The sequence below is a fragment of the Photobacterium japonica genome (assembly GCF_050337005.1).
Classification (GTDB): domain Bacteria; phylum Pseudomonadota; class Gammaproteobacteria; order Enterobacterales; family Vibrionaceae; genus Photobacterium; species Photobacterium japonica.
In genome coordinates this window covers 1-21,932 of sequence record NZ_JAKJSN010000061.1, presented here as the reverse complement: position 1 = coordinate 21,932, position 21,932 = coordinate 1, and the positions used below count along the sequence as shown (strand labels likewise).

General features: G+C 52.7%; 18 protein-coding genes. 11 read left to right on the top strand and 7 right to left on the bottom strand.

Features of this window, described 5'->3' with window-relative positions; all coding sequences use genetic code 11:
• Positions 1-56: 56 nt before the first annotated feature.
• The 4 genes from L4C36_RS19810 to recD all read left to right on the top strand — a co-directional run bounded on the left by L4C36_RS19810 (position 57) and on the right by recD (position 10,955).
• Complete coding sequence (locus L4C36_RS19810; protein ID WP_428479527.1) at positions 57-1,043, top strand: TDT family transporter; 987 nt, start codon at positions 57-59, stop codon at positions 1,041-1,043.
• A 261-nt stretch (positions 1,044-1,304) separates the two neighbouring features.
• The gene (recC, locus tag L4C36_RS19805) at positions 1,305-4,796 is read left to right on the top strand and encodes an exodeoxyribonuclease V subunit gamma (protein WP_428479526.1); all 3,492 of its coding nucleotides are present in this window, start codon (positions 1,305-1,307) and stop codon (positions 4,794-4,796) included.
• 380 nt (positions 4,797-5,176) lie between these two features.
• Entirely contained in the window at positions 5,177-8,812 is a 3,636-nt protein-coding gene (gene recB, locus L4C36_RS19800) for an exodeoxyribonuclease V subunit beta (protein ID WP_428479525.1), read from the top strand.
• Positions 8,805-10,955: an exodeoxyribonuclease V subunit alpha gene (gene recD / locus L4C36_RS19795; protein ID WP_428479524.1), complete on the top strand. Its 2,151-nt coding sequence runs from the start codon at positions 8,805-8,807 to the stop codon at positions 10,953-10,955. The genes recB and recD overlap by 8 nt, the downstream gene beginning before the upstream one ends.
• A 107-nt stretch (positions 10,956-11,062) precedes the next feature.
• Here recD and L4C36_RS19790 read toward each other — a convergent pair whose 3' ends face one another.
• The 3 genes from L4C36_RS19790 to argA all read right to left on the bottom strand — a co-directional run bounded on the left by L4C36_RS19790 (position 11,063) and on the right by argA (position 13,177).
• Entirely contained in the window at positions 11,063-11,605 is a 543-nt protein-coding gene (locus tag L4C36_RS19790) for a disulfide bond formation protein B (protein WP_428479523.1), read from the bottom strand.
• A gap of 8 nt (positions 11,606-11,613) precedes the next feature.
• Entirely contained in the window at positions 11,614-11,769 is a 156-nt protein-coding gene (locus L4C36_RS19785) for a DUF5993 family protein (protein WP_428479522.1), read from the bottom strand.
• Between the two features lie 82 nt (positions 11,770-11,851).
• Positions 11,852-13,177, bottom strand: a complete 1,326-nt coding sequence (gene argA, locus L4C36_RS19780; RefSeq protein ID WP_428479521.1) for an amino-acid N-acetyltransferase — start codon at positions 13,175-13,177, stop codon at positions 11,852-11,854.
• A gap of 257 nt (positions 13,178-13,434) precedes the next feature.
• Between argA and L4C36_RS19775 the strand changes: the two genes are divergently transcribed.
• Complete coding sequence (locus tag L4C36_RS19775) at positions 13,435-13,818, top strand: DUF2850 domain-containing protein (RefSeq protein WP_428479520.1); 384 nt, start codon at positions 13,435-13,437, stop codon at positions 13,816-13,818.
• Positions 13,819-13,833: 15 nt separating this feature from the next.
• On the opposite strand, the gene L4C36_RS19770 is transcribed toward L4C36_RS19775, so the two are convergent.
• Positions 13,834-14,052 (bottom strand): hypothetical protein, encoded by a 219-nt coding sequence (locus L4C36_RS19770; protein WP_428479519.1) that lies wholly within the window; start codon positions 14,050-14,052, stop codon positions 13,834-13,836.
• A 269-nt stretch (positions 14,053-14,321) separates the two neighbouring features.
• Here L4C36_RS19770 and mltA point away from each other — a divergent pair, with 269 nt between their 5' ends.
• Together mltA and tcdA are read left to right on the top strand one after the other, a co-directional pair.
• On the top strand, positions 14,322-15,404 hold the full coding sequence (gene mltA / locus L4C36_RS19765; RefSeq protein WP_428479518.1) for a murein transglycosylase A: 1,083 nt from the start codon (positions 14,322-14,324) through the stop codon (positions 15,402-15,404).
• 115 nt (positions 15,405-15,519) lie between these two features.
• Positions 15,520-16,332: a tRNA cyclic N6-threonylcarbamoyladenosine(37) synthase TcdA gene (tcdA, locus tag L4C36_RS19760; protein WP_428479517.1), complete on the top strand. Its 813-nt coding sequence runs from the start codon at positions 15,520-15,522 to the stop codon at positions 16,330-16,332.
• 121 nt (positions 16,333-16,453) lie between these two features.
• Here the strand turns inward: tcdA and csdE are convergent, their stop codons facing one another.
• Together csdE and csdA are read right to left on the bottom strand one after the other, a co-directional pair.
• Positions 16,454-16,885 (bottom strand): cysteine desulfurase sulfur acceptor subunit CsdE, encoded by a 432-nt coding sequence (csdE, locus tag L4C36_RS19755; RefSeq protein WP_428479516.1) that lies wholly within the window; start codon positions 16,883-16,885, stop codon positions 16,454-16,456.
• A gap of 8 nt (positions 16,886-16,893) precedes the next feature.
• Positions 16,894-18,114 carry a cysteine desulfurase CsdA gene (gene csdA, locus L4C36_RS19750; RefSeq protein ID WP_428479515.1) on the bottom strand — a complete coding sequence of 407 codons (1,221 nt, stop codon included), beginning with the start codon at positions 18,112-18,114 and terminating at the stop codon, positions 16,894-16,896.
• A 446-nt stretch (positions 18,115-18,560) separates the two neighbouring features.
• Between csdA and L4C36_RS19745 the strand changes: the two genes are divergently transcribed.
• Genes L4C36_RS19745 through rlmM form a run of 4 tightly spaced genes read left to right on the top strand, consistent with a single transcriptional unit; the run spans position 18,561 to position 21,700 of the window.
• On the top strand, positions 18,561-19,535 hold the full coding sequence (locus tag L4C36_RS19745) for a transcriptional regulator GcvA (RefSeq protein WP_428479514.1): 975 nt from the start codon (positions 18,561-18,563) through the stop codon (positions 19,533-19,535).
• 1 nt (position 19,536) lies between these two features.
• Complete coding sequence (locus tag L4C36_RS19740) at positions 19,537-20,229, top strand: alpha/beta family hydrolase (protein WP_428479535.1); 693 nt, start codon at positions 19,537-19,539, stop codon at positions 20,227-20,229.
• Positions 20,213-20,608, top strand: coding sequence for a DUF423 domain-containing protein (locus tag L4C36_RS19735; protein WP_428479513.1), 396 nt, complete (start codon positions 20,213-20,215; stop codon positions 20,606-20,608). The genes L4C36_RS19740 and L4C36_RS19735 overlap by 17 nt, the downstream gene beginning before the upstream one ends.
• Positions 20,609-20,617: 9 nt before the next feature.
• On the top strand, positions 20,618-21,700 hold the full coding sequence (gene rlmM, locus L4C36_RS19730; RefSeq protein WP_428479512.1) for a 23S rRNA (cytidine(2498)-2'-O)-methyltransferase RlmM: 1,083 nt from the start codon (positions 20,618-20,620) through the stop codon (positions 21,698-21,700).
• A 49-nt stretch (positions 21,701-21,749) separates the two neighbouring features.
• Here rlmM and L4C36_RS19725 read toward each other — a convergent pair.
• Positions 21,750-21,932 (bottom strand): hypothetical protein (locus L4C36_RS19725; RefSeq protein ID WP_428479511.1); only part of this gene is annotated, 183 nt, incomplete at its 5' end.

The window sequence follows — 21,932 nt, the reverse complement described above, 5'->3', positions numbered from 1 at the left end:
GCTATTGGTATTTAACAGCGACGGCATGCAAAGGCAGCCGGGGTTGGAGTCGTAATATGATCCGAGCAGCAAAGAACAAAGTTTTGGGTGCCCCTACGCCAATGGCGGGGTTAGCACTGGGCATTGCCAGCCTGGGCTGGTGTTGGGAAAATGCCGCGGATCTGCACGGAATGGGGCAGTTAACGGGGGCGGTGATCGCCAGCGTCTTATTGATGGTGTTGTTGGTGAAGTTTCTTTGCCACCCGCAATCCTTGTGGAATGACTTAAGCCACCCCGTTGTTGGCAGTGTGGTGCCCACCTTTGCCATGGCGACGATGGTCGTGTCAAAAGCACTTGGCCTTTACTTCCCTGTTGCAGGGCAAGCCCTATGGCTGTTTGCTGTGGCGTTGCACCTGATCTTTTTGGGGCTATTTGCTTACCACCGCGCCCGTGATTTTGAATTACACCATATGGTACCGAGCTGGTTTGTTCCTCCGATTGGTATCATCGTGGCGGATGTGGCGTTCCCAGGGGGCGCATTGCGTCCGTTAGCCGAAGCACTACAACTGTTTGGTATGGGAATTTACGCGGTGATGCTGCCGGTGATGATTTACCGTTTGATTTTCAGCCATGAAATTCCGGATGCTGCCAAGCCAACGATTGCTATCATGGCGGCTCCAGCCAGCTTGTCATTGGCCGGTTACCTCACTGTTACCACCACGCCATCGCCGGTTGTGATTGCACTGTTGGCGGGGATTGCGGTACTGATGACGTTCGTGATTTATGTGGCTTTCTTCCGCTTGCTTCGTTTGACCTTCAGTCCGGGCTACGCGGCCTTCACCTTCCCTATGGTGATTGGTGCGACGGCGCTGTTTAAAGTGGCGGCATGGATGGGCGCGCAAGGTTATGCTGCGGAGTACATCCACCAAGTGTCGATGTTGGCGCACCTTGAGTTGTATGTGGCGACAGCAGTGGTCGGGTATGTTGCAGTGCGCTATTTGGCCTTCTACCGTCCGGTGTCTCGTGCTTGCCGTGCCGTGTTATCACCTTCTGCACACGTATAAGTACGTATAGCCGCGCCGGATATCCAGACTCCTTTTTGAACGGTTCCCGAACGGGCTCTCTTAGAGAGCCCGTTTTTTTATCTATTGTATTTGGCGTATATCATGGGTGTTTTTCATGCGTTTTTTGTCTATGCCTTCTCCGTTTTACCTATGAAAACAGCGCAACCGCACAGTGGTAAATATGCGAGCGAGATTGCATTTGCAGGTGGTCGGGAGATAGGCGAGAATCATAAGACTTTCCCCCGCTGCTGAGGCACTTGCGTGTTTACTGTCTATCATTCCAACCAACTGGATCTGTTAAAATCTCTCCTTGTGGAGCTGATCCGCCTTGAACCGTTGGCGAATCCTTTTGAGCACGAGCAGATCCTGGTGCAGAGTCCGGGTATGTCCCAGTGGCTAAAAATGGAATTGGCGAAGTCGTTTGGCGTGGCGGCGAACCTCACTTTTCCCCTGCCAGCGACTTTTATCTGGACCATGTTTACTGACGTGCTCAGCGATGTGCCTGAGCGCAGTGCGTTTAACAAAGAATCCATGACATGGAAATTGATGCAGGTGCTGCCGACGCAGTTAGATCAAGACATCTTTGAGCCACTCAAGCGTTACCTTGAAGATGACCGCGATGATCTCAAGCTGTATCAGTTAGCGGAAAAAATTGCCGATATTTTTGACCAGTACTTGGTGTATCGTCCAGAGTGGATCCAGCAGTGGGAAGCCGGTGAAACCGTTGAGGAATTGGGTGACGAACACCCGTGGCAGCCAGTGCTATGGCAAGCCTTGTATGATCACACGTTGGCGTTGGGGCAATCGCCGTATCACCGTGCCAACCTGTACGAACATTTCATCGACACCCTCAATAATTATGCCGAAACGGGCACGTTACCGGCCAATTTACCTAAGCGTTTGTTTGTGTTTGGTATCTCCTCGCTGCCGCCCCGATATCTGGATGCGTTGGCCGCGATGGGGCAGCACATTGATGTCCATTTGATGTTTACCAACCCATGCCGCTACTACTGGGGCGATATTCGCGACCGTAAACATTTGGCTCGTTTGGCGGCCAAGCAGCGGATCCGTCTACGTACCTTGGACAACGGTACTTTTGATCATGGAAACTTGGAAAACGACACCTTACACCGTGAGGCGGCAGACGGTGGTTACATCGCCCAGCTCAAAGACATGGATGAAAGCCATTACGATGCCGATATGCATAATCACGTGGTGGGCAATAGCCTATTAGCCTCGATGGGCAAGTTGGGGCGTGACAACTTGTACTTGTTGTCGGACATGCAGGTCAACGAAGTGGACGCCGGTTTCGTGGATATTGAGCCGGATTCTTTATTGCATGCGATTCAAGCCGATATTCTGAATTTAGCGGATCGCCAAAATGACGCGATCCTCGATAACAGCCAGCATAAATTCCCGATCGCCCATGATGACCGCTCGCTCTCGGTACATGCCTGTCACAGTCCGATGCGTGAAGTGGAAGTGCTGCACGACAAGCTATTGGCGATGTTTGAAGCCGATGCCAGTTTGAAACCGCGCGATGTGATCGTGATGGTGGCAGACATTAACGCCTACAGTCCGGCGATTCAGGCCGTGTTTGGTAATGCGCCGGGTCAACGTTATATCCCCTTCTCGATTTCTGACCGTACCGCCGAGCAAGAAAACCCGATCCTGTTGGCGTTTTTGCGTTTGCTGGCGTTACCGGAAAGCCGCTGTCACGCCTCGGAGTTGCTGGAACTGCTGGAAGTGCCCGCGGTGATGCGTAAGTTCGGCTTTGACAGTGACAGCTTTGAAAAAGTTAAACGTTGGATTGAAGACGCCGGTGTGCGTTGGGGCTTGGATGAACGTACGGCCAGTCAGTTTGATCTGCCGGAGCAACAACAAAACACCTGGTTGTTTGGGATTCAGCGTATGTTGCTGGGCTATGCCATGCCGCATGATGCCGGTTTGTTTGAAGGGATCTCAGCCTACGATCAGGTGCAGGGGCTGGATGCCGAGTTGGCCGGTCAGTTAGCCGGCTTTATTGATCGGCTAGTGGCATACCGTGAGGTGCTTGCCGAGCCACATTCGGTCACAGAATGGACCGCGCAGCTGACGACGCTGTTGGATGACTTCTTACAGGTTGAGCTGGAAGGCGAATTGGTGCTCAAATCGATCCGCGATTTGCTGCACCGTCTGCAAGAACAACTGGCGGATGCCGGTTTTCATGCTGAGATCACCCCGGCGGTCTTGAATCAGTACCTGAAAGACAAACTGTCCGGCGAGCGTGTCAGTCAACGTTTTCTCGCGGGGCAGGTGAACTTCTGTACCTTGATGCCGATGCGTTCTATCCCGTTCCGTGTGGTGTGTTTGCTGGGGATGAACGATGGGGCTTACCCGCGCAATATTGCACCGGAAGGGTTCGATTTAATGAACGGCCGTACCCGCGCCGGCGACCGTTCTCGTCGTGATGATGACCGCTACCTGTTCTTGGAAGCGATTCAATCGGCACAAGAAATTCTGTACATCAGCTTTGTTGGACGATCAATTCAGGATAACGCCGAGCGCGTGCCGTCGGTCTTGGTCAGTGAGCTGGTGGAATATTGTCAGCAGGGCTATTGCCGAGAAGGTGATGAAGCCTTGCCTGTCGATCAGTCAGGCGACAACATCAAAGCGCAGTTGATCCATCATCACCCGTTGGTACCGTTTAGCCCGAACGCCTTCATGGGCGAAGAGGCCAGTTTTGCGGCCGAATGGCTTCCCGCGGCCAGTCGCAGTGGTCACGCCAGCCAGGCGTTCCAGATCAGCGCGTTGCCAGCCGATACGCAAGATGAGGGGCCGGTACGTGTGCTGGAATTAGCGGAATTGCAACGTTTCTGGCGTTTGCCGGTACGCTATTTCTTTAACCGTCGCTTGAAAGTCTTCTTTGAGCCGCCACAAGGGGTGATGGAAGACGATGAACCGTTCGTCCTCAATGGCTTAGAAAGCTACCAGTTACGTGACAGCTTGTTAACGCTTTTGCTGGAAGCGCGCCGCACACAAGCCGATGATAACAAGGTTTATCAAGCGTTTGCCGATGAACAAAAAGCCGCAGGACATTTGCCAATTGCCGCGTTCGGTGAGTTGGATTTGGCGGTTACCCGCGCAGAAGTGCTGACACTTGTCGATACGATTACGCCGTACACCCAGCACCCTCAGGATGATCATGAGGTGGATTTGACCTTCACCGTCGACGGGCAGGTTGTGCAGTTACAAGGGTGGCTGAAGCAGCGTTATCAGGGCGGCTTAGTGCGCTACCGCAGCGGTAAAATTCGTCCGCAAGATCACCTGACCGCTTGGCTGGATCATTTGTGCTTGGCGGCGGCTGGGAAAGGACAAGAGACACACCTGATCGGCACGGATATCCATCTTAAGCTGAAGACGGTAGAAGCCACTCACGCTCGCGCGTATTTGCAAGACGTGATCGAACTGTATTTTGACGGCCTGAATCAGCCTTTGGCGTATTTTCCGAGAACAGCAAAAGCGGGTATTACGGCATGTATTGGCCGTGATGGCGGTTGGAAAGATGACGAGGACACACGAGAGAAGGCATTGGGAAAAATGGCGGACAGTTTTAACGACAGCTATTTGTTCCCCGGTGAAGGTAGCGATACTTACATTGCGCGTGTATGGCCACAGTGGAACGATGAACTGGCGCAAGCGGCATCACAATTGGCCGGCCGGGTATTACAAGCCGCGATATTAGGCAGCGAAGTCGTGGAGGATGACGCGTGATACTGAATGTGCATCAAAGGAATAGAAAGAAGGGATCGCGAAACAAGAAGTAGTGTGGCCGTCAGCAAATCATTGTTATTTGTAGGGTGTTTGCTGTACGACCACCGGTGCAGAGGTAGACCACGTTTCTGGCGGCGATACTAACCAATGCTAGAGGGGCAAACCGTGAGAAAGTTCTCACAATACGGGGACTGCTATGTGTTTGCTCGTGTTTAAACTCAAACTAAGTGTTTGATCACACAGGTGATGTGATCCTCATCACTGCTGATGAACGCCAATAACGCGCCTTTGCGATGCGAAGGCCATACAAGATGATCAATATGATCCTTCGGGATGCCGCATGATCGGCCCCGTGGGATCCTTCATTGGAAAGACACGCCATGGATAACGTGAACGTTGCCAATACACTACAGCCGATGACCTTTCCGTTGCACGGGGCGCGCTTGATTGAAGCCTCGGCCGGTACCGGCAAAACCTTTACCATCGCCAGCTTGTATTTACGCTTGCTGCTCGGCCATGGCTGTGAGGCATCACGGCATGCCCAAGAACTGACGGTGGAGCAGATCCTGGTGGTGACCTTCACCGAAGCGGCCACTGCCGAATTGCGTGATCGTATTCGCGCGCGGATCCATGATGCCCGTTTGGCGTTCAGCCGAGGGGTGAGTCATGATCCGGTGATCGCCCCGTTGCTGGTCGAGATCCCGGATCACAAAGCGGCGGCAGCGATTTTGTTGAATGCCGAACGCCAGATGGATGAAGCGGCCATTTATACCATTCACGGTTTCTGTCAGCGTATGTTGACGCAAAATGCGTTTGAATCCGGCAGTCGTTTTAATAATGAATTCATTACCGATGAAGCCCCACTGAAGCAGTTGGTGGTGGCCGATTATTGGCGTCGGAATTTCTATCACCTGCCGCATGCGTTGGCGAGTGAAGTTCGCCAGATTTGGGCATCCCCTGCGGCACTGCTCAAAGACATCGGTAACAGCCTGACAGGCGCGCCCGTCACCTTATCGGTGAAAGCGTTGAGTGATTCGTTGGAGCAGTTGCATGCCACGAACATGCAGCGCATTGATGCATTCAAAGCACAGTGGCGTGAGCATGAAGGGGATTTCGAGGCTCTGATCGCCAACTCTGGCGTGAATAAACGCAGCTATACCAAGAAAAGTTTGCCGACCTGGTTGGCCGAGGTGAGCCAGTGGGCCGCGCAGCCTACCGCTGATTACGCGTTGCCCGATAAGCTGGAACGTTTCCATCAGCAAGTGCTGATTGAGAAAACGCCGAAAGGGGAGCCGCCAACACACGCTGTGTTTGAGGCGGTTGCAGATTTATTGGATAACCCCGCCAACTTGCGTGATCCGCTGATCGCCCATGCGATTGAAGCGTGCCGTGAATTGTTGGTGGAGGCCAAGGCGCGCAAAGGCTGGCTATCGTTTGATGATTTGCTGACTCAGTTGTCGGCCGCGATCGATAATGATCAGGATGGCCTATTAACCAGCCGGATCCGCAGTCAGTATCCGGTCGCCATGATCGATGAATTCCAGGATACCGACCCGCTGCAATACAGCATTTTCAGCCAGATTTATCATCAGCATCCCGAATGTGGTTTGTTCATGATCGGGGATCCCAAGCAGGCGATTTACGCCTTCCGTGGCGCTGATATTTTTACCTATATTCAGGCGCGCCGTCAGGTGACGGATCATTACACGCTGGATACCAACTGGCGTTCAACGGCAGACATGGTGGCCTCGGTGAATACGATTTTTGCCGAGCCGGACAGCCCGTTTATTTATGATCAAGACATTACCTTTTTGTCGGTCAACCACAGCCCGAAAGCGGCAGAGCGGCATTGGTTTCTTGACCAAGAACGTCAGCCTGCGCTGACGTTTTGGCTGCAAGAGGCTGAGCCGGGTAAGCCTGTGACCAAAGGCAGCTACCAAGAGGCGATGGCCACCGCGACGGCGGCACAGATCCAGCATATTTTGACATCCTCACAGCAAGGCGAGGCGTACTTTGCTGATAAAAATCAGCACCACGCCATTGAGGCGGGCAACATTGCCGTGTTGGTGCGCACCGGCAGTGAAGGCAAGCTGATCAAAAACGCGTTGGCGGAGCAAGGTATTGCCAGCGTGTATTTGTCTAACCGTGACAGCGTCTTTTCCAGTGCCGAAGCAGCCGATGTGCAGCGTTTGCTGCAAGCAGTACTGACACCGGAAGATGACCGTGCGTTGCGTGCGGCGTTGGCATCCCGCCTGTTTGCGCTGACAGCGGTGGAGTTGGACACACTGAACAACAGTGAGCTGGAGTGGGAAGTCGCCATTAACAGCTTTAAAGGATTCCGCAAACAGTGGCAATCCCGCGGCGTGATGCCGATGCTACGCAGTGTGATGGCACAGCACCAAATTGCGGAGCGCTTGCTGGCCGATGAGGGGGGCGAACGTCGCTTGACGGACTTACTGCACATCGGTGAGTTGTTGCAAGCGGCCAGCCAGACTCTCGACAGTGATTATGGGTTGCTGCGTTGGTTGGCGGAAAACATGGCGGAGCCCAACGGCAACGTCGATGAACAAATTCTGCGTCTGGAATCAGAACGTAACTTGGTGCAAATCGTCACGATTCACAAGTCCAAAGGTTTGGAGTATGACGTGGTGTTCATGCCCTTTGTGTGTAGCTACCGCGAAGTCGACAGCAAAGGGGAGGTGAAGTATCACGATGAAACCTCTCACCAAACGGTCTTGGATATTGCCAAGCACAGTGACGCCATTGAAAAGGCCGACAAAGAACGTTTGGCCGAAGATTTACGTTTGATCTACGTGGCCCTGACCCGTGCGGTTTACGGCTGTTACGTCGGCATGGCAGCGGTACGCAATGGCCGCAGCACCAAAGAGCCGACGGGCTTGCACCGTTCTGCGATGGGGCACTTGGTACAAAACGGTGAAGCGGGCGGGGTGGCGGCGTTGGAGCTGGCCTTAGCTAAATTAACCGAAGGGCCTGCCAGTATTGCCGTGGTCGCACCGCCAGAAAAACCGGCATTGCCGTGGCAACCGATTGAAGAGGTGATGGCCGCGTTGTTGCCGCAGCCGTTTACGGCGTCACTAGAGCGTAACTGGTGGATGACCAGTTATTCGAGCTTGGTGAAGCAGGGGCATCAAGCCCACCATGATAGCAGTTTGGATCTGCCGGGGTTCGATATTGATTCGGTGGTGGATGTGACGGTGAAAGCGGCGGAGGAAGCCGCGATGAACACCGGTGACGTGGCGGTAGAACTGGACGATCTGACACCTGCACGTTCCATTTACACTTTCCCTCGCGGGGCAAGACCGGGCACCTTCCTGCACACCGTGTTTGAAGAGATTGAATTTACCGCCCCCGTCGACAGTCCGGAAACGGTCGCAACGCTGACGGGCTTACTGGAAAGAGAGCAGTACGATCTGGAATGGTTGCCGGTGTTGCAGCAGCTGATCCACGATGTGTTGCATTGCCCGTTGGATGGCAAGACGTTACGTTTGGCGGAGAAAACCCCGTCGCAGCGACTAACGGAAATGGAGTTTTTACTGCCAATTGAATTGTTGCAGTCAGCCATGCTCAATAAAGTGATCGCTAAACACGATGAGGTGTCGGCGCGTGCGGGTGAGCTAGGCTTTGCTACTGTGAGTGGGATGCTGAAAGGTTTCATTGACTTGGTGTTTGAGCATGAGGGCAAATACTACGTACTGGACTGGAAATCCAACCATCTGGGGGATGATGCGAGTGCGTACCACGGCGATGCCTTAGTTGAGGCGATGCGCGATCACCGTTATGACTTGCAGTACCAGATCTATGCGTTGGCCTTGCAGCGTTTCTTGCGCAGTCGGATCCCCGATTATGATTATGACCGTCACTTTGGTGGGGTGTATTACTTGTTTTTACGTGGCATTGAAGCAGGCCGTGACAGCGGTATTTTTGCTGCGCGACCGAGTGCGGCACTGTTGGCCGATTTAGACCGTTTGATTGATGGAGAGCCGCTGGATGCTTAAGCGATTAGAAACTCTGACCCAGCAAGGGCTACTGCGTCAACTGGATTACCAGTTCGCCAAATTTATTGCCCTGCGCAGCCCTGAGGCTGCGCCTCTGGCAGGGTTCGTGGCGGCGTTGCTCAGTCATGAACTGGGGAAAGGCCACGTTTGCCTGCCGCTAGAACGTTTGACGGCACCTTCTTCGTCCGGTCCACTGTCGCTGTTTGGATTATCGTCTTCGGCTTCCCTGACCTTATTAGCCGAACTGCCTGCGCCTGAAACCTGGGGGGCCGTATTGGCCACCTTGCCGGTGGTGACGGACATGACGGGCAAAGGCGTGCAGGTTAAACCGGCCGCGACCCCATTGGTGCTGCAAGATGGGCGTTTGTATCTACACCGTTATTGGGCCTTTGAGCAGCTGATCGCGAACAAATTGAAAGCCGCGGCGCAGCCAACGCGAGCCGATTTCGACAAAATGTCGGTGATGCTGGATACCTTGTTCCCACGCACCTACACCTACTTGATGCAATCGCTCATGCAGTTACGTCATGCCGATACGAACGATGGACAAGCGGTCGATACCCCTGCGCGTCGTCAGCAAGAAGTGTGTGATAAGTTGGATGTGGCGCATCCTGAGCAACTGGATTGGTCAGCGATTGATGCGGTGTTGACGGCGGCCGATCGGGTTGATGGCCTGAATGCGTTAGATACCTTAGTGCCGATATCGGCTTGTTTAAATTGGCAGAAAGTGGCTGCTGCCGTGGCGATTACCCGTCAGTTTGCGGTGATCTCCGGCGGGCCGGGTACCGGTAAAACCACCACGGTGGCCAAGCTGTTGGCCGCATTGGTGATGCAGGCGGATGATCACTGTGGTGGAGATGGCGAGCTGGGGGGCGATGATGTTGCCACACCGACCATCAAGCTGGTGGCGCCGACCGGTAAAGCCGCAGCACGTTTGACGGAATCCATTGGCTCTGCGATCCAATCGTTGCCAGTGTCACCGTCCGTGCGTGAACGGATCCCGACCCAATCCAGTACCTTGCACCGTTTGCTGGGTTCGGTGCCCCATCAGGTGGATTTCCGCCATCATAAAGATAACCCGCTGCACGTGGATGTGCTGGTGATCGATGAAGCCTCCATGGTGGATTTGCCCATGATGGCCCGTGTGTTGGATGCCTTACCGCCGCACGCCAAATTGATTTTATTGGGTGACCGTGATCAGCTGGCGTCGGTAGAAGCCGGTGCAGTGCTGGGGGATATCTGTGCATTTTCCCATCAAGGATACAGTGTGGCGCAGGCGCAGCAATTGAGTCAGTTAACGGGCTATCAATTGCAGGCTAATACGGCATCAGACCTGCCGCTCAGCCCGATTGCAGACAGTCTGTGTATGCTGCAAAAAAGCTACCGTTTCCATGCGCAGTCGGGGATTGGTCAGCTGGCAAAAGCCATCAATGCCGGCCGTCCGGCGCAGGTGGAGGCCGTGTGTCAGTATGGCTATAAAGACATCCAGCATTACCCGCTCAGCGCCGACAGTTATCAGCGCATGATCAGCATGACGGTGATGTTCTATCGCCACTATCTGGATTTGATTGAGCAGCAGGCTGAACCGAAAGCGGTATTGGACGCTTTTGCCTCGGTCCGTTTACTGTGTGCGTTGCGCGAAGGGGATTTCGGCGTGACGGGCTTGAACCAACGTATCGAGCGTGAGTTGGTTCGAGCGGGTAAGATCAGCCAAACCGACGATACGTGGTATGTGGGGCGACCGGTGATGATCACTCGTAACGACCACGGTTTGGGGTTGTATAACGGGGATATTGGCATCGCAATGATGGCCCCTGCGGATCCTGAGTCCGCGACACCGCCGACGTTGCGGGTCTATTTTGATATGCCAGACGGCACCATTCGTAGCGTACTGCCGAGTCGCTTGCCGGAGCATGACACTGTGTATGCGATGACGATTCACAAGTCACAGGGCTCGGAATTCAGTGATACGCTCATGGTGTTGCCGGCCGACTTTACGCCGATCCTGACCCGAGAGTTGGTGTATACCGGCGTGACTCGTGCCAAAGCGCGTCTGTACCTGTTTGCCCAACCGGACGTCAATCAGCGTGCCGTGCGTTTGCGTACGGAGCGTGCCAGTGGACTGGCCGCGTTGTTATGTTAAAGACTTAGGCTGCCTGCTGATGGTGGCGGTAAGTACCGATGATACATTATAAAAACACCCGCCTTGTGCGGGTGTTTTCGTTATTTGTCCCTTTGTTTTTCCATTTGTCAGCGAGTAAACAACCAATAACTGACCGGATTATCTGGGCATTGATACGGGCCGCATTCCACAAAGGTGATGATCACATTGAGCAAGACGGTGATCAGAGCAAACAGGCAGGCAGCACGACCCAGCCCGCTGAGGGTATGCTGCTTGTCATGCCATGCGGTATTCCACAGCACCAATAAGACTGCGACCCCTAAAATGGTGGCACCAAACAACACAAACGCCCAAGTGTAATAATGCATGCCTAAAATAGGGCTGCCATAGCCTGGTGTACCGGGGATCACATGCAGCGATACTTGACGCAGTGAGGTGACGGCGCCGAATAATGCCCCCATGAGTATCACGCCATAATGCCGTTGTTGCGGACCGTGCAGCACATTCAGCATAAAGCCAAACATGACCATGCCAAAGCCTATACGTTGCAATAAGCAGAGGGGGCAGGGAAGTTCGTCCCAAGCAAATTGTAAGATGAAGCCGATGAATAAGACGGCGGTGATCCCGAGCAGACCCAGAATGTTGAGTAAGGTGATTTGTTGGCTATTCATGCGCCCCCCTACAACAAGATCGACAAGGTGTCGGTGGCATGATGGCGAAACCAGTACAGCCCCAACACCATGGTCACGGCAAACACCGCATAGCTGGTGCGGGTATGGTGAAGGTAGGCGCATAACATGGCAATAAACAGCAGGCAGAAGATCAGACTCATCATCGGTGGTTCACCCTCTATCATTCAATGCGAAGCATAACGTATTGAGTGTAGAGGGCGGGGCACCCACTGAGTGTATCAATGCTTAGAGTGTGGTAATTAAAATTTTTGAGCAACGTTGGAAGTTATACAGGGCTTTTTTGGTGACCGGTAATTGCTCCACACTGCACTCGACAAAACCTTGTTCACGGAACCAATGCAGGCTGCGGGTGGTTAATACAAACAAGGATTTGAGGCCTTGTTCTTTGGCTTGCTGGCGTAAATGGCCCAACAATGCCGCCCCGCGGTCGGAATCACGAAAGTCTGGATGCACCGCCACACAGGCCATTTCTGCCATGCCTTCGTCGGGGAAGGGGTACAGCGCCGCGCAGCCAATGATCAGGCCGTCGCGATCCACCACGGTGAACTGCTCGATTTCTTGTTCCAGTTGTTCGCGTGAACGACGAACCAAAATACCTTCTTGTTCTAATGGGCGGATCAAGTCCAATATTCCACCGATATCGTTAATAGCGGCCTGACGGATCTGCTCAGCACTTTCCATGACGACTTGGGTGCCGATACCGTCAAACGAGAACAACTCTTGGATCAACGCGCCGTCTTCTTTGTAGCTGATCAAATGGCTGCGCGGCACACCCGCTCGACAGGCCGTGATGGCGCCGCGTAGAAAGCGGCCGGTGCCGCTGTCATCGGTCCGTTGGGCCACTAAGTGTTCCAGCTCGTATTCTGCTTCTCGTGGTAGCATTTCGGTGAAGACGTTGCCGTCTTTGTCCAGCACCCCTTGCTCCGAACAAAAGCCAATTAATTTGTCTGCTTTGAGTTTGATTGCCAGTTGGGTCGCAATTTCTTCTGAGGTCAGGTTGAAGCATTCGCCAGTCACCGAGCTGGCTATTGGTCCGAGTAACACCACTGATTGCTGATCGAGCTGGCGGTGGATCCCTTCGATATTGATCCGACGGATTTTGCCACTGTGGGCGTAATCGGTGCCTTCGTCGACCCCGAGCGGTTGGGCAATGATAAAGTTACCGCTGACCACATTCACTTGTGCGCCCGCCATGGGAGTGTTATTCAGCCCCATCGAAAAACGGGCCGTGATGTCGAGTTGCACTTGACCGGCTGCTTGTTTGGCGAGCTCCAATGCGCGGGCGTCCGTGACGCGGATCCCTTTGTGGTACGGCGTGGGGTAGCCGGCTTGTTCGGTCAACAGGGAGATTTGTGGTCGTGCACCGTAGACCAGCACAATGCGTAAGCCAAGGCTGTTGAGCAAAGCAATATCGTTGACGATATGCGGAAAATTATTATGGGCAATGGCTTCGCCGCCGAGCATGATCACAATGGTTTTACCAATGTGGGCATTCAAGTAGGGGGCGGATTGACGAAATCCTTTAACCAGAGCGGTACTTCTCAATTTCACCGTAGACTTCCTTGTAACTGTACGGGGTTGACAGAATAAGCAGAAACTATCCATTTGCTCATTTATTTATCAATTATTATGCACTTTAAGTCAATAAAGATTCTATTTTAATCTGGGTTTACGTGATGTTTTTTTGGACTGAAGATCCCGTTATGGCGTTTTAGGGATGCAGGGGCCGCGGCAAGGGCTTACTCTATACCTTCTTCTTATTCTGGCGGTGCCTGTGGGTATCCCTCTTTCTCTGTGGCTGGTTTTCTATGTCTGACAATGTGATGGCGAAGCAAAAGAAACGCGCTGTGCATCGTGCAACGTTACGGCAAGTGGCAGCTTTGGTGATACTGTCGGGAGGCATGGCACTCGCAGGGATGATGCAACTGTTTGAACGGGGACAAACGGTCTCGATACCGACCTTGTACGGTACGTGGGTCGAACAAGATGTGGCGCCCTATTTAGCCGACAGTTTTGAATTACGTCCCTCTGGTGTCTTTGTGGCCGGTCGGCAAATCAATACCCAATACGTGTGGGATGGTAGCAAGCTGGAGTACCGCTTGGGGGATGAGCTCTACTCATACCTTTTTTTATCCGGGCAGTTGGTGCGCCAACAACCCGCCCATTACACTTCTGCCTTTTCCCGTTTGTGAGTCGCCTCGCGTGGTCTAGTTCAGGCTGCGCAACAGTTGATTCACAGAGGCTTGGCGCATCGCCACCTGACGCATGATATCGGCGGTGTTTGCATTGCCTCCCAAACACCGTTGGATCACCGTATTGATCTGATGGGGGGAGTTTCCCTCACTCGCCAAGCTGCGGATCCATTGGTATTCCAGTGAATTGATATTGAGTAAGGTATCTTTTCCTATTTTCAGTGGCTGGTGCATGTGGCTTCCTTTCGATAACGCTAAGTGACATTCCTGTTACGCTTTTATTAAAACGAATGTATGTGACACAAATATGACACCTTGCGCATATTGTTCTTTCAGTATGCGAAAATTCCCACCTGACGCTGACAACACTCGCCTTTCCATCGCGGACAATTACACCGCACTAATTGTTATTAGGCTTCCTTCTGGGAGTTGGTTACACTGGTGCATATTGCGTTTTTTCATTGATATACGCCTTACCTACCACTTACATATATGGGTTTCTTGTGTTTCGCAAAGCAACGATAGTTTTCTTTATTTTGGGGTTAGCCGGTTGTGCTAAACCGACCGATCGCGGTCAGCAATACCTGGATGGTCAGTTTGAACAGGTGCTCAATCCTGTGTCAGCGGTTCAGTCCGACGCGCCGCGTGATTTCAGTCAATTCAATGGTCAAATGGCGAAAGTGATTGAGCGTTCACCCTCGATGACCGCGAAATACCAAGCTTTATATCGTCAGGTGGCAGATTGGGCTGCACACAGTGGCGATCCGAGTACGCTGGCCAATTACGGCATTGATGTGGCGCAAATGGGCGGCGGTGACGGCTACGGAAACGTTATGTTCACGGGCTACTTCTCGCCTGTGATTGAGTTGCGTCATGAGCCCGATGCCACGTATCGTTACCCGGTGTACGGCATGCCAACGTGTGACGGACAGTGCCCAAGCCGTGCCGAGATTTACGCCGGTGCCCTCAATGGGAAAGGGCTGGAATTAGGCTACAGTGCGTCCATGCTGGATGTGTTCATGATGGAAGTGCAGGGCAGCGGCTTTGTGCATTATGAAGACAACAATGAGCTGGAGTATTTTGCCTACAACGGTAAGAACGGCCACCGTTATGTCAGCATTGGCAAGGTGTTGATTGAGCGTGGTGAAGTGCCGCGTGAGAAAATGTCACTGCAAGCGATTGATGAGTGGGTGAGCCAGCAAGACGAAGCAACGGTGCGTGAACTGCTGGAGCAAAATCCCTCTTTTGTCTTCTTCAAGCCACAAGACAATTTGGATGTGATGGGGACCGCAGGGATCCCGTTACAGGCTTTCGCGTCTGTCGCGGCAGATCGTAAATACTTACCAATGGGTAGCGTGTTATTGGCGGAAGTGCCGCAGTTGGATGAGCAAGGCAAATGGAACGGTAAACATGTGCTGACCTTGTTGATGGCGCTGGATACTGGCGGTGCGGTGAAGAAAAACCACCTCGATTTGTACCACGGTATGGGCGCACAAGCCGGTATTGATGCGGGTCACTATAAGCACTTTGGCCGAGTCTGGAAATTGGATCTGGACGGGGTGAAAGCGGTGTCGCCAGCTAACTAATGTTAGCAGCCCCTTCGGGCGGTAGGGCCGCCGCCATCACTGGACAATCTTTAAAAGAGTGCGTATAAAACGCACTCTTTCTTTATGAATGTGTGAAATACAGCGCGGACGAACCATGCGAGAATTAGATACCCCAGCCTCAGACAGTTATAACCAGCGTTTTGGTGGCACCCGCCGCTTATACGGTAACAGTGAAGTCGACATCTACCGTGCCGCGCACGTGTGTGTGATTGGCATTGGTGGGGTCGGCTCGTGGGCCGCAGAAGCACTGGCCCGCTCTGGGATCGGTGAGCTGACGTTGATTGATATGGATGATGTCTGTGTTACCAACATCAACCGCCAAATCCACGCGATGACCGGCACGGTCGGCCAGAGCAAGATTGAAGTGATGGCTGAGCGCATCAAGCTGATCAACCCTGAGTGTCAGGTGAACTTGATTGATGATTTCATCACACCAGACAATATCCCGGGCTACATTGATCGCCGTTACGACTATATTCTGGATGCGATTGACAGCATGAAGCCGAAAGCGGCTTTGCTGGCGTATTGTAAGAGTAATAAGCTGAAAGTGATCACCACCGGTGGCGCGGGCGGTCAGACGGATCCAACCCAAATTCAGATCACCGATTTGACCAAAACGATTCAAGATCCGTTGGCGAAAAAACTGCGTGATACTTTGCGTCGTCACCATAATTTCCCGAAGAATCCGAAGCGTAAATTCGGCATCGATTGTGTGTTCTCAACCGAGCAGTTGAAGTACCCGCAGGCGGATGGGTCGGTGTGTAACATGAAGGCGTCAGCGGAAGGGCCAAAGCGCATGGACTGTGCCAGTGGTTTCGGTGCGGCGACCATGGTGACAGCAACATTTGGTTTTGTGGCGGTGTCCCGTATTCTGCAAAAGCTGATTGAAAAGCATTTACCGAAGTAGTGCGTGGCGATAACAGCCGGTCACAGCGAAAAGAAACAATAAAAAAGCGAACGCCTCGGCGTTCGCTTTTTTTATGGCTGTGCTTGGCCTTGTTGCTTGGTCTTGTCGATTGGGTATCTTGCTACTCGGCGTCAGCCAGTGCTTTGATTTGTTCGACAATGGCTTTCAGGCCGTTGCCGCGTGACGGGCTCAGGTGCGCCATCAGGCCGAGGCTATCGAAATAGCCGTCAATATCAAAGGCGCGAATTTGCGCAGCGGTTTTACCGTCATAAGCGGCGAGCACCAAGGTGATCAGCCCACGGACAATACGGGCATCGGAATCGGCCGCGAAATGGAACACACCGTTGTCTTGCTGGTGGGCTAGCCACACCTGACTTTCACAACCGCTGACTTTCAGTGTGTCGAGTTTCAGGTCATCAGGCAGCGCAGGCAGTTGTTTACCTAGCTGGATCACGGTGCGATAGCGATCTTCCCAGCCATTGGCTGCGGCCATCTGGGCGACGATCATGTCGCAGGTCATGTCGTGACCGAAAGGGTGTGAGGGAAAGCTCATGGGATCTCCTAAAGCAGGCTACAGGCTTTTTGCAGGGCTGCAATAAAGCGTTCAACATCGTGTTCAGTATTGTACAGCGCCAGCGAGACACGCAGGGTACCGCTGACCGCCAGTGCATCCATCATTGGGTGTGCACAATGGTGACCCGCGCGCAGGGCGATGCCTTGTTGATCGAGCAAGGTCGCAATGTCTTGATGGTGGACACCGTCCACCACAAACGAAAACAGGCTGGCGTGCGGTTGCAGGCCGATAATGCGCAGATCTTCAATATCCGCGATACCAGACAAGGCCCTTTCACGCAGACGGTGAATATGGGCTTCGGCACCCGCGCGATCGAGTGATTGTAACCAGTCAATGGCGGCAGCTAACGCCAAGCTGCCTGCCACATTGGGTGTGCCGGCTTCAAACTTGCCGGGCAGTGCGGCATACGTCGTGCCGCCAAAGCTGACTTTTTCCACCATCTTGCCGCCACCGTGCCACGGGGGCATCGCTTCCAGCAGGGCTTGTTTGCCATACAGCACACCAATGCCAGCTGGCGCATAGATTTTATGGCCAGAGAACACATAGAAATCCGCATCCAAGGCTTGCACATCCACGGTTTCATGGGCGACCGCTTGGGCACCATCAATCACGGTAATGGCACCGACGTCGTGGGCGGCATGGATCATCGCCTCTATGGGGTGACGGGTACCCGTGACGTTACTGGTGTGGGCCACAGCGACGATTTTAGTCTTTGGTCCGAGTAATTGGTAATACGCCTCGATATCCAAGGTGCAGTCGGCTCGCATCGGGATTTTTACCACGCGTGCACCGGTTTGTTCGGCTACCATCTGCCAAGGCACGATGTTAGCGTGGTGCTCCATCTCACTCACCAAGATCTCATCGCCCGCTTGCAACGTATGACGGGCGTAAGTGTTGGCAACAAGGTTCAAGGCTTCCGTCGCCCCGCGCGTCCAGATGATTTCTTTGCTCGATGCGGCGTGCAAGAAGTGCTGCACGGTCTCGCGTGCGCGCTCAAACTGCGCGGTCGCGGTGGCGGTGAGGGTATGACTGCCTCGATGGACATTGGCATTCTGCCCGCGGTAATACTGCGTGAGCGTGTCGATCACCACCGTGGGTTTCTGGGTGGTTGCCGCGCTGTCGAGGTAGACCAGTGGCTGACCATTACAATCTTGTGCCAAGGCAGGAAATTGCTGGCGAATGCGGTTGATATCAAATAGGGCTGTCATGGTGAATCACGTTGCAAATAGACAAGGGGGGAGATCATGCGATTAAATCAGATTAAGGGCAAGTGTTTCTCCGTCTTGCTATCATTTTATACCCAAGTGACGATAAGTGGCAGGATCGCCATGTTGCGCGTGACAGATCGTACGTGACAGGGGAAGGGGGCAAAAAAAGGATAAAAAAAAGCACTGCGTTGGGGCGCAGTGCTAAGAATAAATTTTGACAGACAGGTCAAAAATACAGGAAGTAAAAGTGGTAGATTGACTACCTATCCGGCACAACCCGGATAATATGCAAACACAACATCGCAACAATGTGTTAGACCAAAATGCCAGAGGGCTGAAAACTTGGCCTCCCTCACCGTTGCGAGGCAAATAATAGGGTTTATATGGCACTTGAACAATGGACAATTTATAATGTTTACCATAAAAAAAACTAATGCAGGATAGCCATGTCTAGACGTCTCCCACCACTCAACTCGCTAAAAGTGTTTGAGGCCGCAGCTCGCCACCTGAGTTTTACCCGCGCTGCGGAAGAATTATTTGTCACACAAGCGGCAGTCAGCCATCAAATTAAGGCGTTAGAAGAATTTTTAGGGCTAAAACTGTTTCGTCGCCGTAACCGCTCGTTGCTACTGACGGAAGAAGGACAAAGCTACTTCCTTGACATTAAAGACATCTTTTCGGCGATTGCAGAGGCCACTGACCGGGTCTTGGAACGCGGGTCGAAAGGGGCATTAACCATTAGTTTACCTCCTAGTTTTGCCATTCAGTGGCTAGTCCCGCGTTTGGCGGATTTCAATGAGCAACATCCGGATGTCGATGTGCGGATCAAAGCCGTGGATCTCGATGAAGGCTCATTGACTGAAGATGTGGATGTGGCGATTTATTACGGCCGTGGTAACTGGCCGGGCTTACGTGCCGATAAATTGTACCAAGAGTTTTTATTGCCGGTGTGTTCGCCAATGCTCTTGGCGGGGACGAAGCCGCTGAAAACCTTGGATGATTTAAAGCTGCATACGCTGCTGCACGATACCTCCCGTAAAGAGTGGAAGAATTACATGCGCCAGCATGGCATTGAAGGCATGAACGTGAATCAGGGGCCGATTTTCAGTCACTCGACCATGGTGCTACAAGCGGCCGCACACGGTCAGGGCATCGCACTGGGTAACAATGTATTGGCGCAACCGGAACTTGATGCTGGTCGCTTAGTCTGCCCGTTTGATGAAGTCTTGATGAGTAAAAATGCCTTCTATGTGGTGTGTCAGGAACGACAGGCGGAAACGGGGCGCATTCAGATTTTCCGTGATTGGGTGTTAGCCAAGGCAGCGCGTGAACAAGAAGATTTGCCGGATCTGGAAACCGGCGAAGGCAGCGATATAAGCATGGAGCCGATCGCAACAGACGGAAAGGGATCCCATGAGTGAGATGACAGAGTATGTGATTGATACCCCCACACAGGGTGAAGCGATCGCCACGTTTTTATTTGCCCATGGCGCCGGGGCGGGTAAAGACCACCCGTTTATGCGTGCGGTAGCAAGCGGGTTGGCGACACGCGGTATTCGTGTGGTGCGGTTTGATTTTCCGTACATGGTGAAGCGACAGGAAGACGGCAAGAAGCGCCCGCCGGATCGACAACCTAAATTGTTATTGGATTTTCAACGCCACATTCAGGTGTTCGCACAAGAGGCAGAGCAAACGGGTGTACCGCTGGTGATTGGCGGTAAATCAATGGGGGGGCGCATGGCCAGTTTGATGGTCACCCCGGAAGCCGATGCCGCGCCAGAGGTTACAAATTGTCAGGCGCTGGTGGCCGGTGTGGCGTGTTTGGGTTTCCCGTTTCATCCGCCGGGCAAGCCTGAGAATTTTCGCGGTGATCACCTCTGTACCATGACTGTGCCGACCTTGATTGTGCAAGGCGAGCGCGACACCTTTGGTACCCGTGAGGAAATGGCGGGTTGGCCAATGGCTGAAACCGTCACCACCGCCTTTTTACCTGATGGCGATCATAGCTTTAAGCCGCGCAAAGCCTCAGGTCATACAGAACCCGGTAATGTGGCGTTGGCCGTTGAAGCGCTGGCGCGCTTTATAAAGGAGTGTGCAAGTGAATCCGGTTGTTAACCCAGTCTTGGGGCGGTATTTGTTGGTGTTTGCCGCGCTCAGCGGGGCGGTGACCGTGTTTTTGGGCGCGTTTGCCGCGCACGGTTTGAAAGCGCAGTTATCGCCGTATTTGTTGGGCGTGTTTGAGACGGGCGTGCAGTATCAGGCATGGCACAGTTTGGCGATGATCGGATGCGTAATATTGGCACGCATTCTTTCGTTAAAAGCGGTATTATACGCAGCCCTGTTTTTTGCAGTGGGTATTGTCCTCTTCAGTGGCAGCCTTTACGCGTTAGCATTAACGGGTATTAAGTGGTTTGGCCCCATCACCCCGATGGGAGGCGTCTGTTTTATTATTGGCTGGGTAGTGCTTGCAGTGTCTGCCTGGCGATCAACTTGAGGGTTGAAAGTGAATCAAGTTCTGTTGTACTGCCGTCCCGGTTTCGAGAAAGAATGTGCCGGTGAAGTTCAAGATAAAGCAAATACAATGGAGTTGTATGGCTTTCCTCGGGTCAAAAATAATTCTGGCTATGTGATCTTTGAGTTTTACACGCCGGGCGATGCGGATACGTTTATCCAGAAGCAGTCGTTTGCCGAGCTGATTTTTGCCCGTCAGATGCTTGCGGTGACCCCGCTACTGACGGATTTGCCTTCTGAGGATCGTATTTCTCCGATCTTAGAAGCCGTGGCTAACTTCCCGCGTTGTGGTGATTTGCGTGTTGAAACGCCAGATACCAATGAAGCGAAAGAGCTGTTGAAGTTCTGCCGTAAGTTCACCGTGCCACTGCGTCAGGCGATGCGTGGTAAAGGGGTGTTGTACAACAAAGACAACCCGAAAAAACCGGTATTGCATTTATGCTTTATTGCACCGGGTTGTTGTTATGTGGGTTACTCTTACAGCCACAATAACTCTGACTTCTTTATGGGTATTCCACGTTTGAAATTCCCATCAGATGCACCAAGCCGTTCAACGTTGAAGCTGGAAGAAGCGTTCCACGTTTTCATCCCACGCGAAGAATGGGATGAGCGTTTGGCATCAGGCATGTGGGGCGTGGACTTGGGCGCATGTCCAGGTGGTTGGACGTACCAGTTGGTAAAACGTTCAATGTTCGTGCACGCGGTCGATAACGGCCAGATGGCACAAAGCCTGATGGATACCGGTCAGGTGAAATACCACGCAGTAGATGGCTTTAAATTTGAGCCGCCACGTAAGAACGTGACGTGGATTGTGTGTGACATGATTGAAAAACCGGCCCGTGTGGCGCACCTAATGGGTGATTGGTTAATCAAAGCATGGGCAAAAGAAGCGATCTTCAACCTGAAGCTGCCAATGAAAGGCCGCTACGATGAGGTACTGCAGGATATTGAAAACCTGAAAGTGTACCTGATCCAAAATGGGGTGAAGTTTAAGCTGCAAGCGAAGCACTTGTACCATGACCGTGAAGAAATCACGGTACACATCCAGCGTTTGGATACCCGCTCTGCTTATTAAGCATAGCGAGTTGTTCCCGTATATAGAAAGGCCGCGAAAGCGGCCTTTTTTATGTCTTTTTTTTTGCAGCTACCCCGTCAAATAAATGACATTGCGCCAAGGTATTATCATATTTCACCAGTGGGATAAATACGGGTAAATAAAATAAATAATGTAATACTTTCTTATGAATTAAGATCACAAAATGATATTTAATGGCATGGCAGCCTTTCTTCCCTGCACTATTATACTT

What these genes read in the sequence shown, in the direction of transcription:
- L4C36_RS19785 (WP_428479522.1), bottom strand. Translation starts at nt 11,769, where the DNA reads ATGATGAGTCTGATCTTCTGCCTGCTGTTTATTGCCATGTTATGCGCC.
- tcdA (WP_428479517.1), top strand. Translation starts at nt 15,520, where the DNA reads ATGCGAGAATTAGATACCCCAGCCTCAGACAGTTATAACCAGCGTTTT.
- L4C36_RS19745 (WP_428479514.1), top strand. Translation starts at nt 18,561, where the DNA reads ATGTCTAGACGTCTCCCACCACTCAACTCGCTAAAAGTGTTTGAGGCC.
- L4C36_RS19775 (WP_428479520.1), top strand. Translation starts at nt 13,435, where the DNA reads ATGTCTGACAATGTGATGGCGAAGCAAAAGAAACGCGCTGTGCATCGT.
- recB (WP_428479525.1), top strand. Translation starts at nt 5,177, where the DNA reads ATGGATAACGTGAACGTTGCCAATACACTACAGCCGATGACCTTTCCG.
- L4C36_RS19740 (WP_428479535.1), top strand. Translation starts at nt 19,537, where the DNA reads ATGACAGAGTATGTGATTGATACCCCCACACAGGGTGAAGCGATCGCC.
- L4C36_RS19790 (WP_428479523.1), bottom strand. Translation starts at nt 11,605, where the DNA reads ATGAATAGCCAACAAATCACCTTACTCAACATTCTGGGTCTGCTCGGG.
- csdA (WP_428479515.1), bottom strand. Translation starts at nt 18,114, where the DNA reads ATGACAGCCCTATTTGATATCAACCGCATTCGCCAGCAATTTCCTGCC.
- csdE (WP_428479516.1), bottom strand. Translation starts at nt 16,885, where the DNA reads ATGAGCTTTCCCTCACACCCTTTCGGTCACGACATGACCTGCGACATG.
- L4C36_RS19810 (WP_428479527.1), top strand. Translation starts at nt 57, where the DNA reads ATGATCCGAGCAGCAAAGAACAAAGTTTTGGGTGCCCCTACGCCAATG.
- L4C36_RS19770 (WP_428479519.1), bottom strand. Translation starts at nt 14,052, where the DNA reads ATGCACCAGCCACTGAAAATAGGAAAAGATACCTTACTCAATATCAAT.
- recD (WP_428479524.1), top strand. Translation starts at nt 8,805, where the DNA reads ATGCTTAAGCGATTAGAAACTCTGACCCAGCAAGGGCTACTGCGTCAA.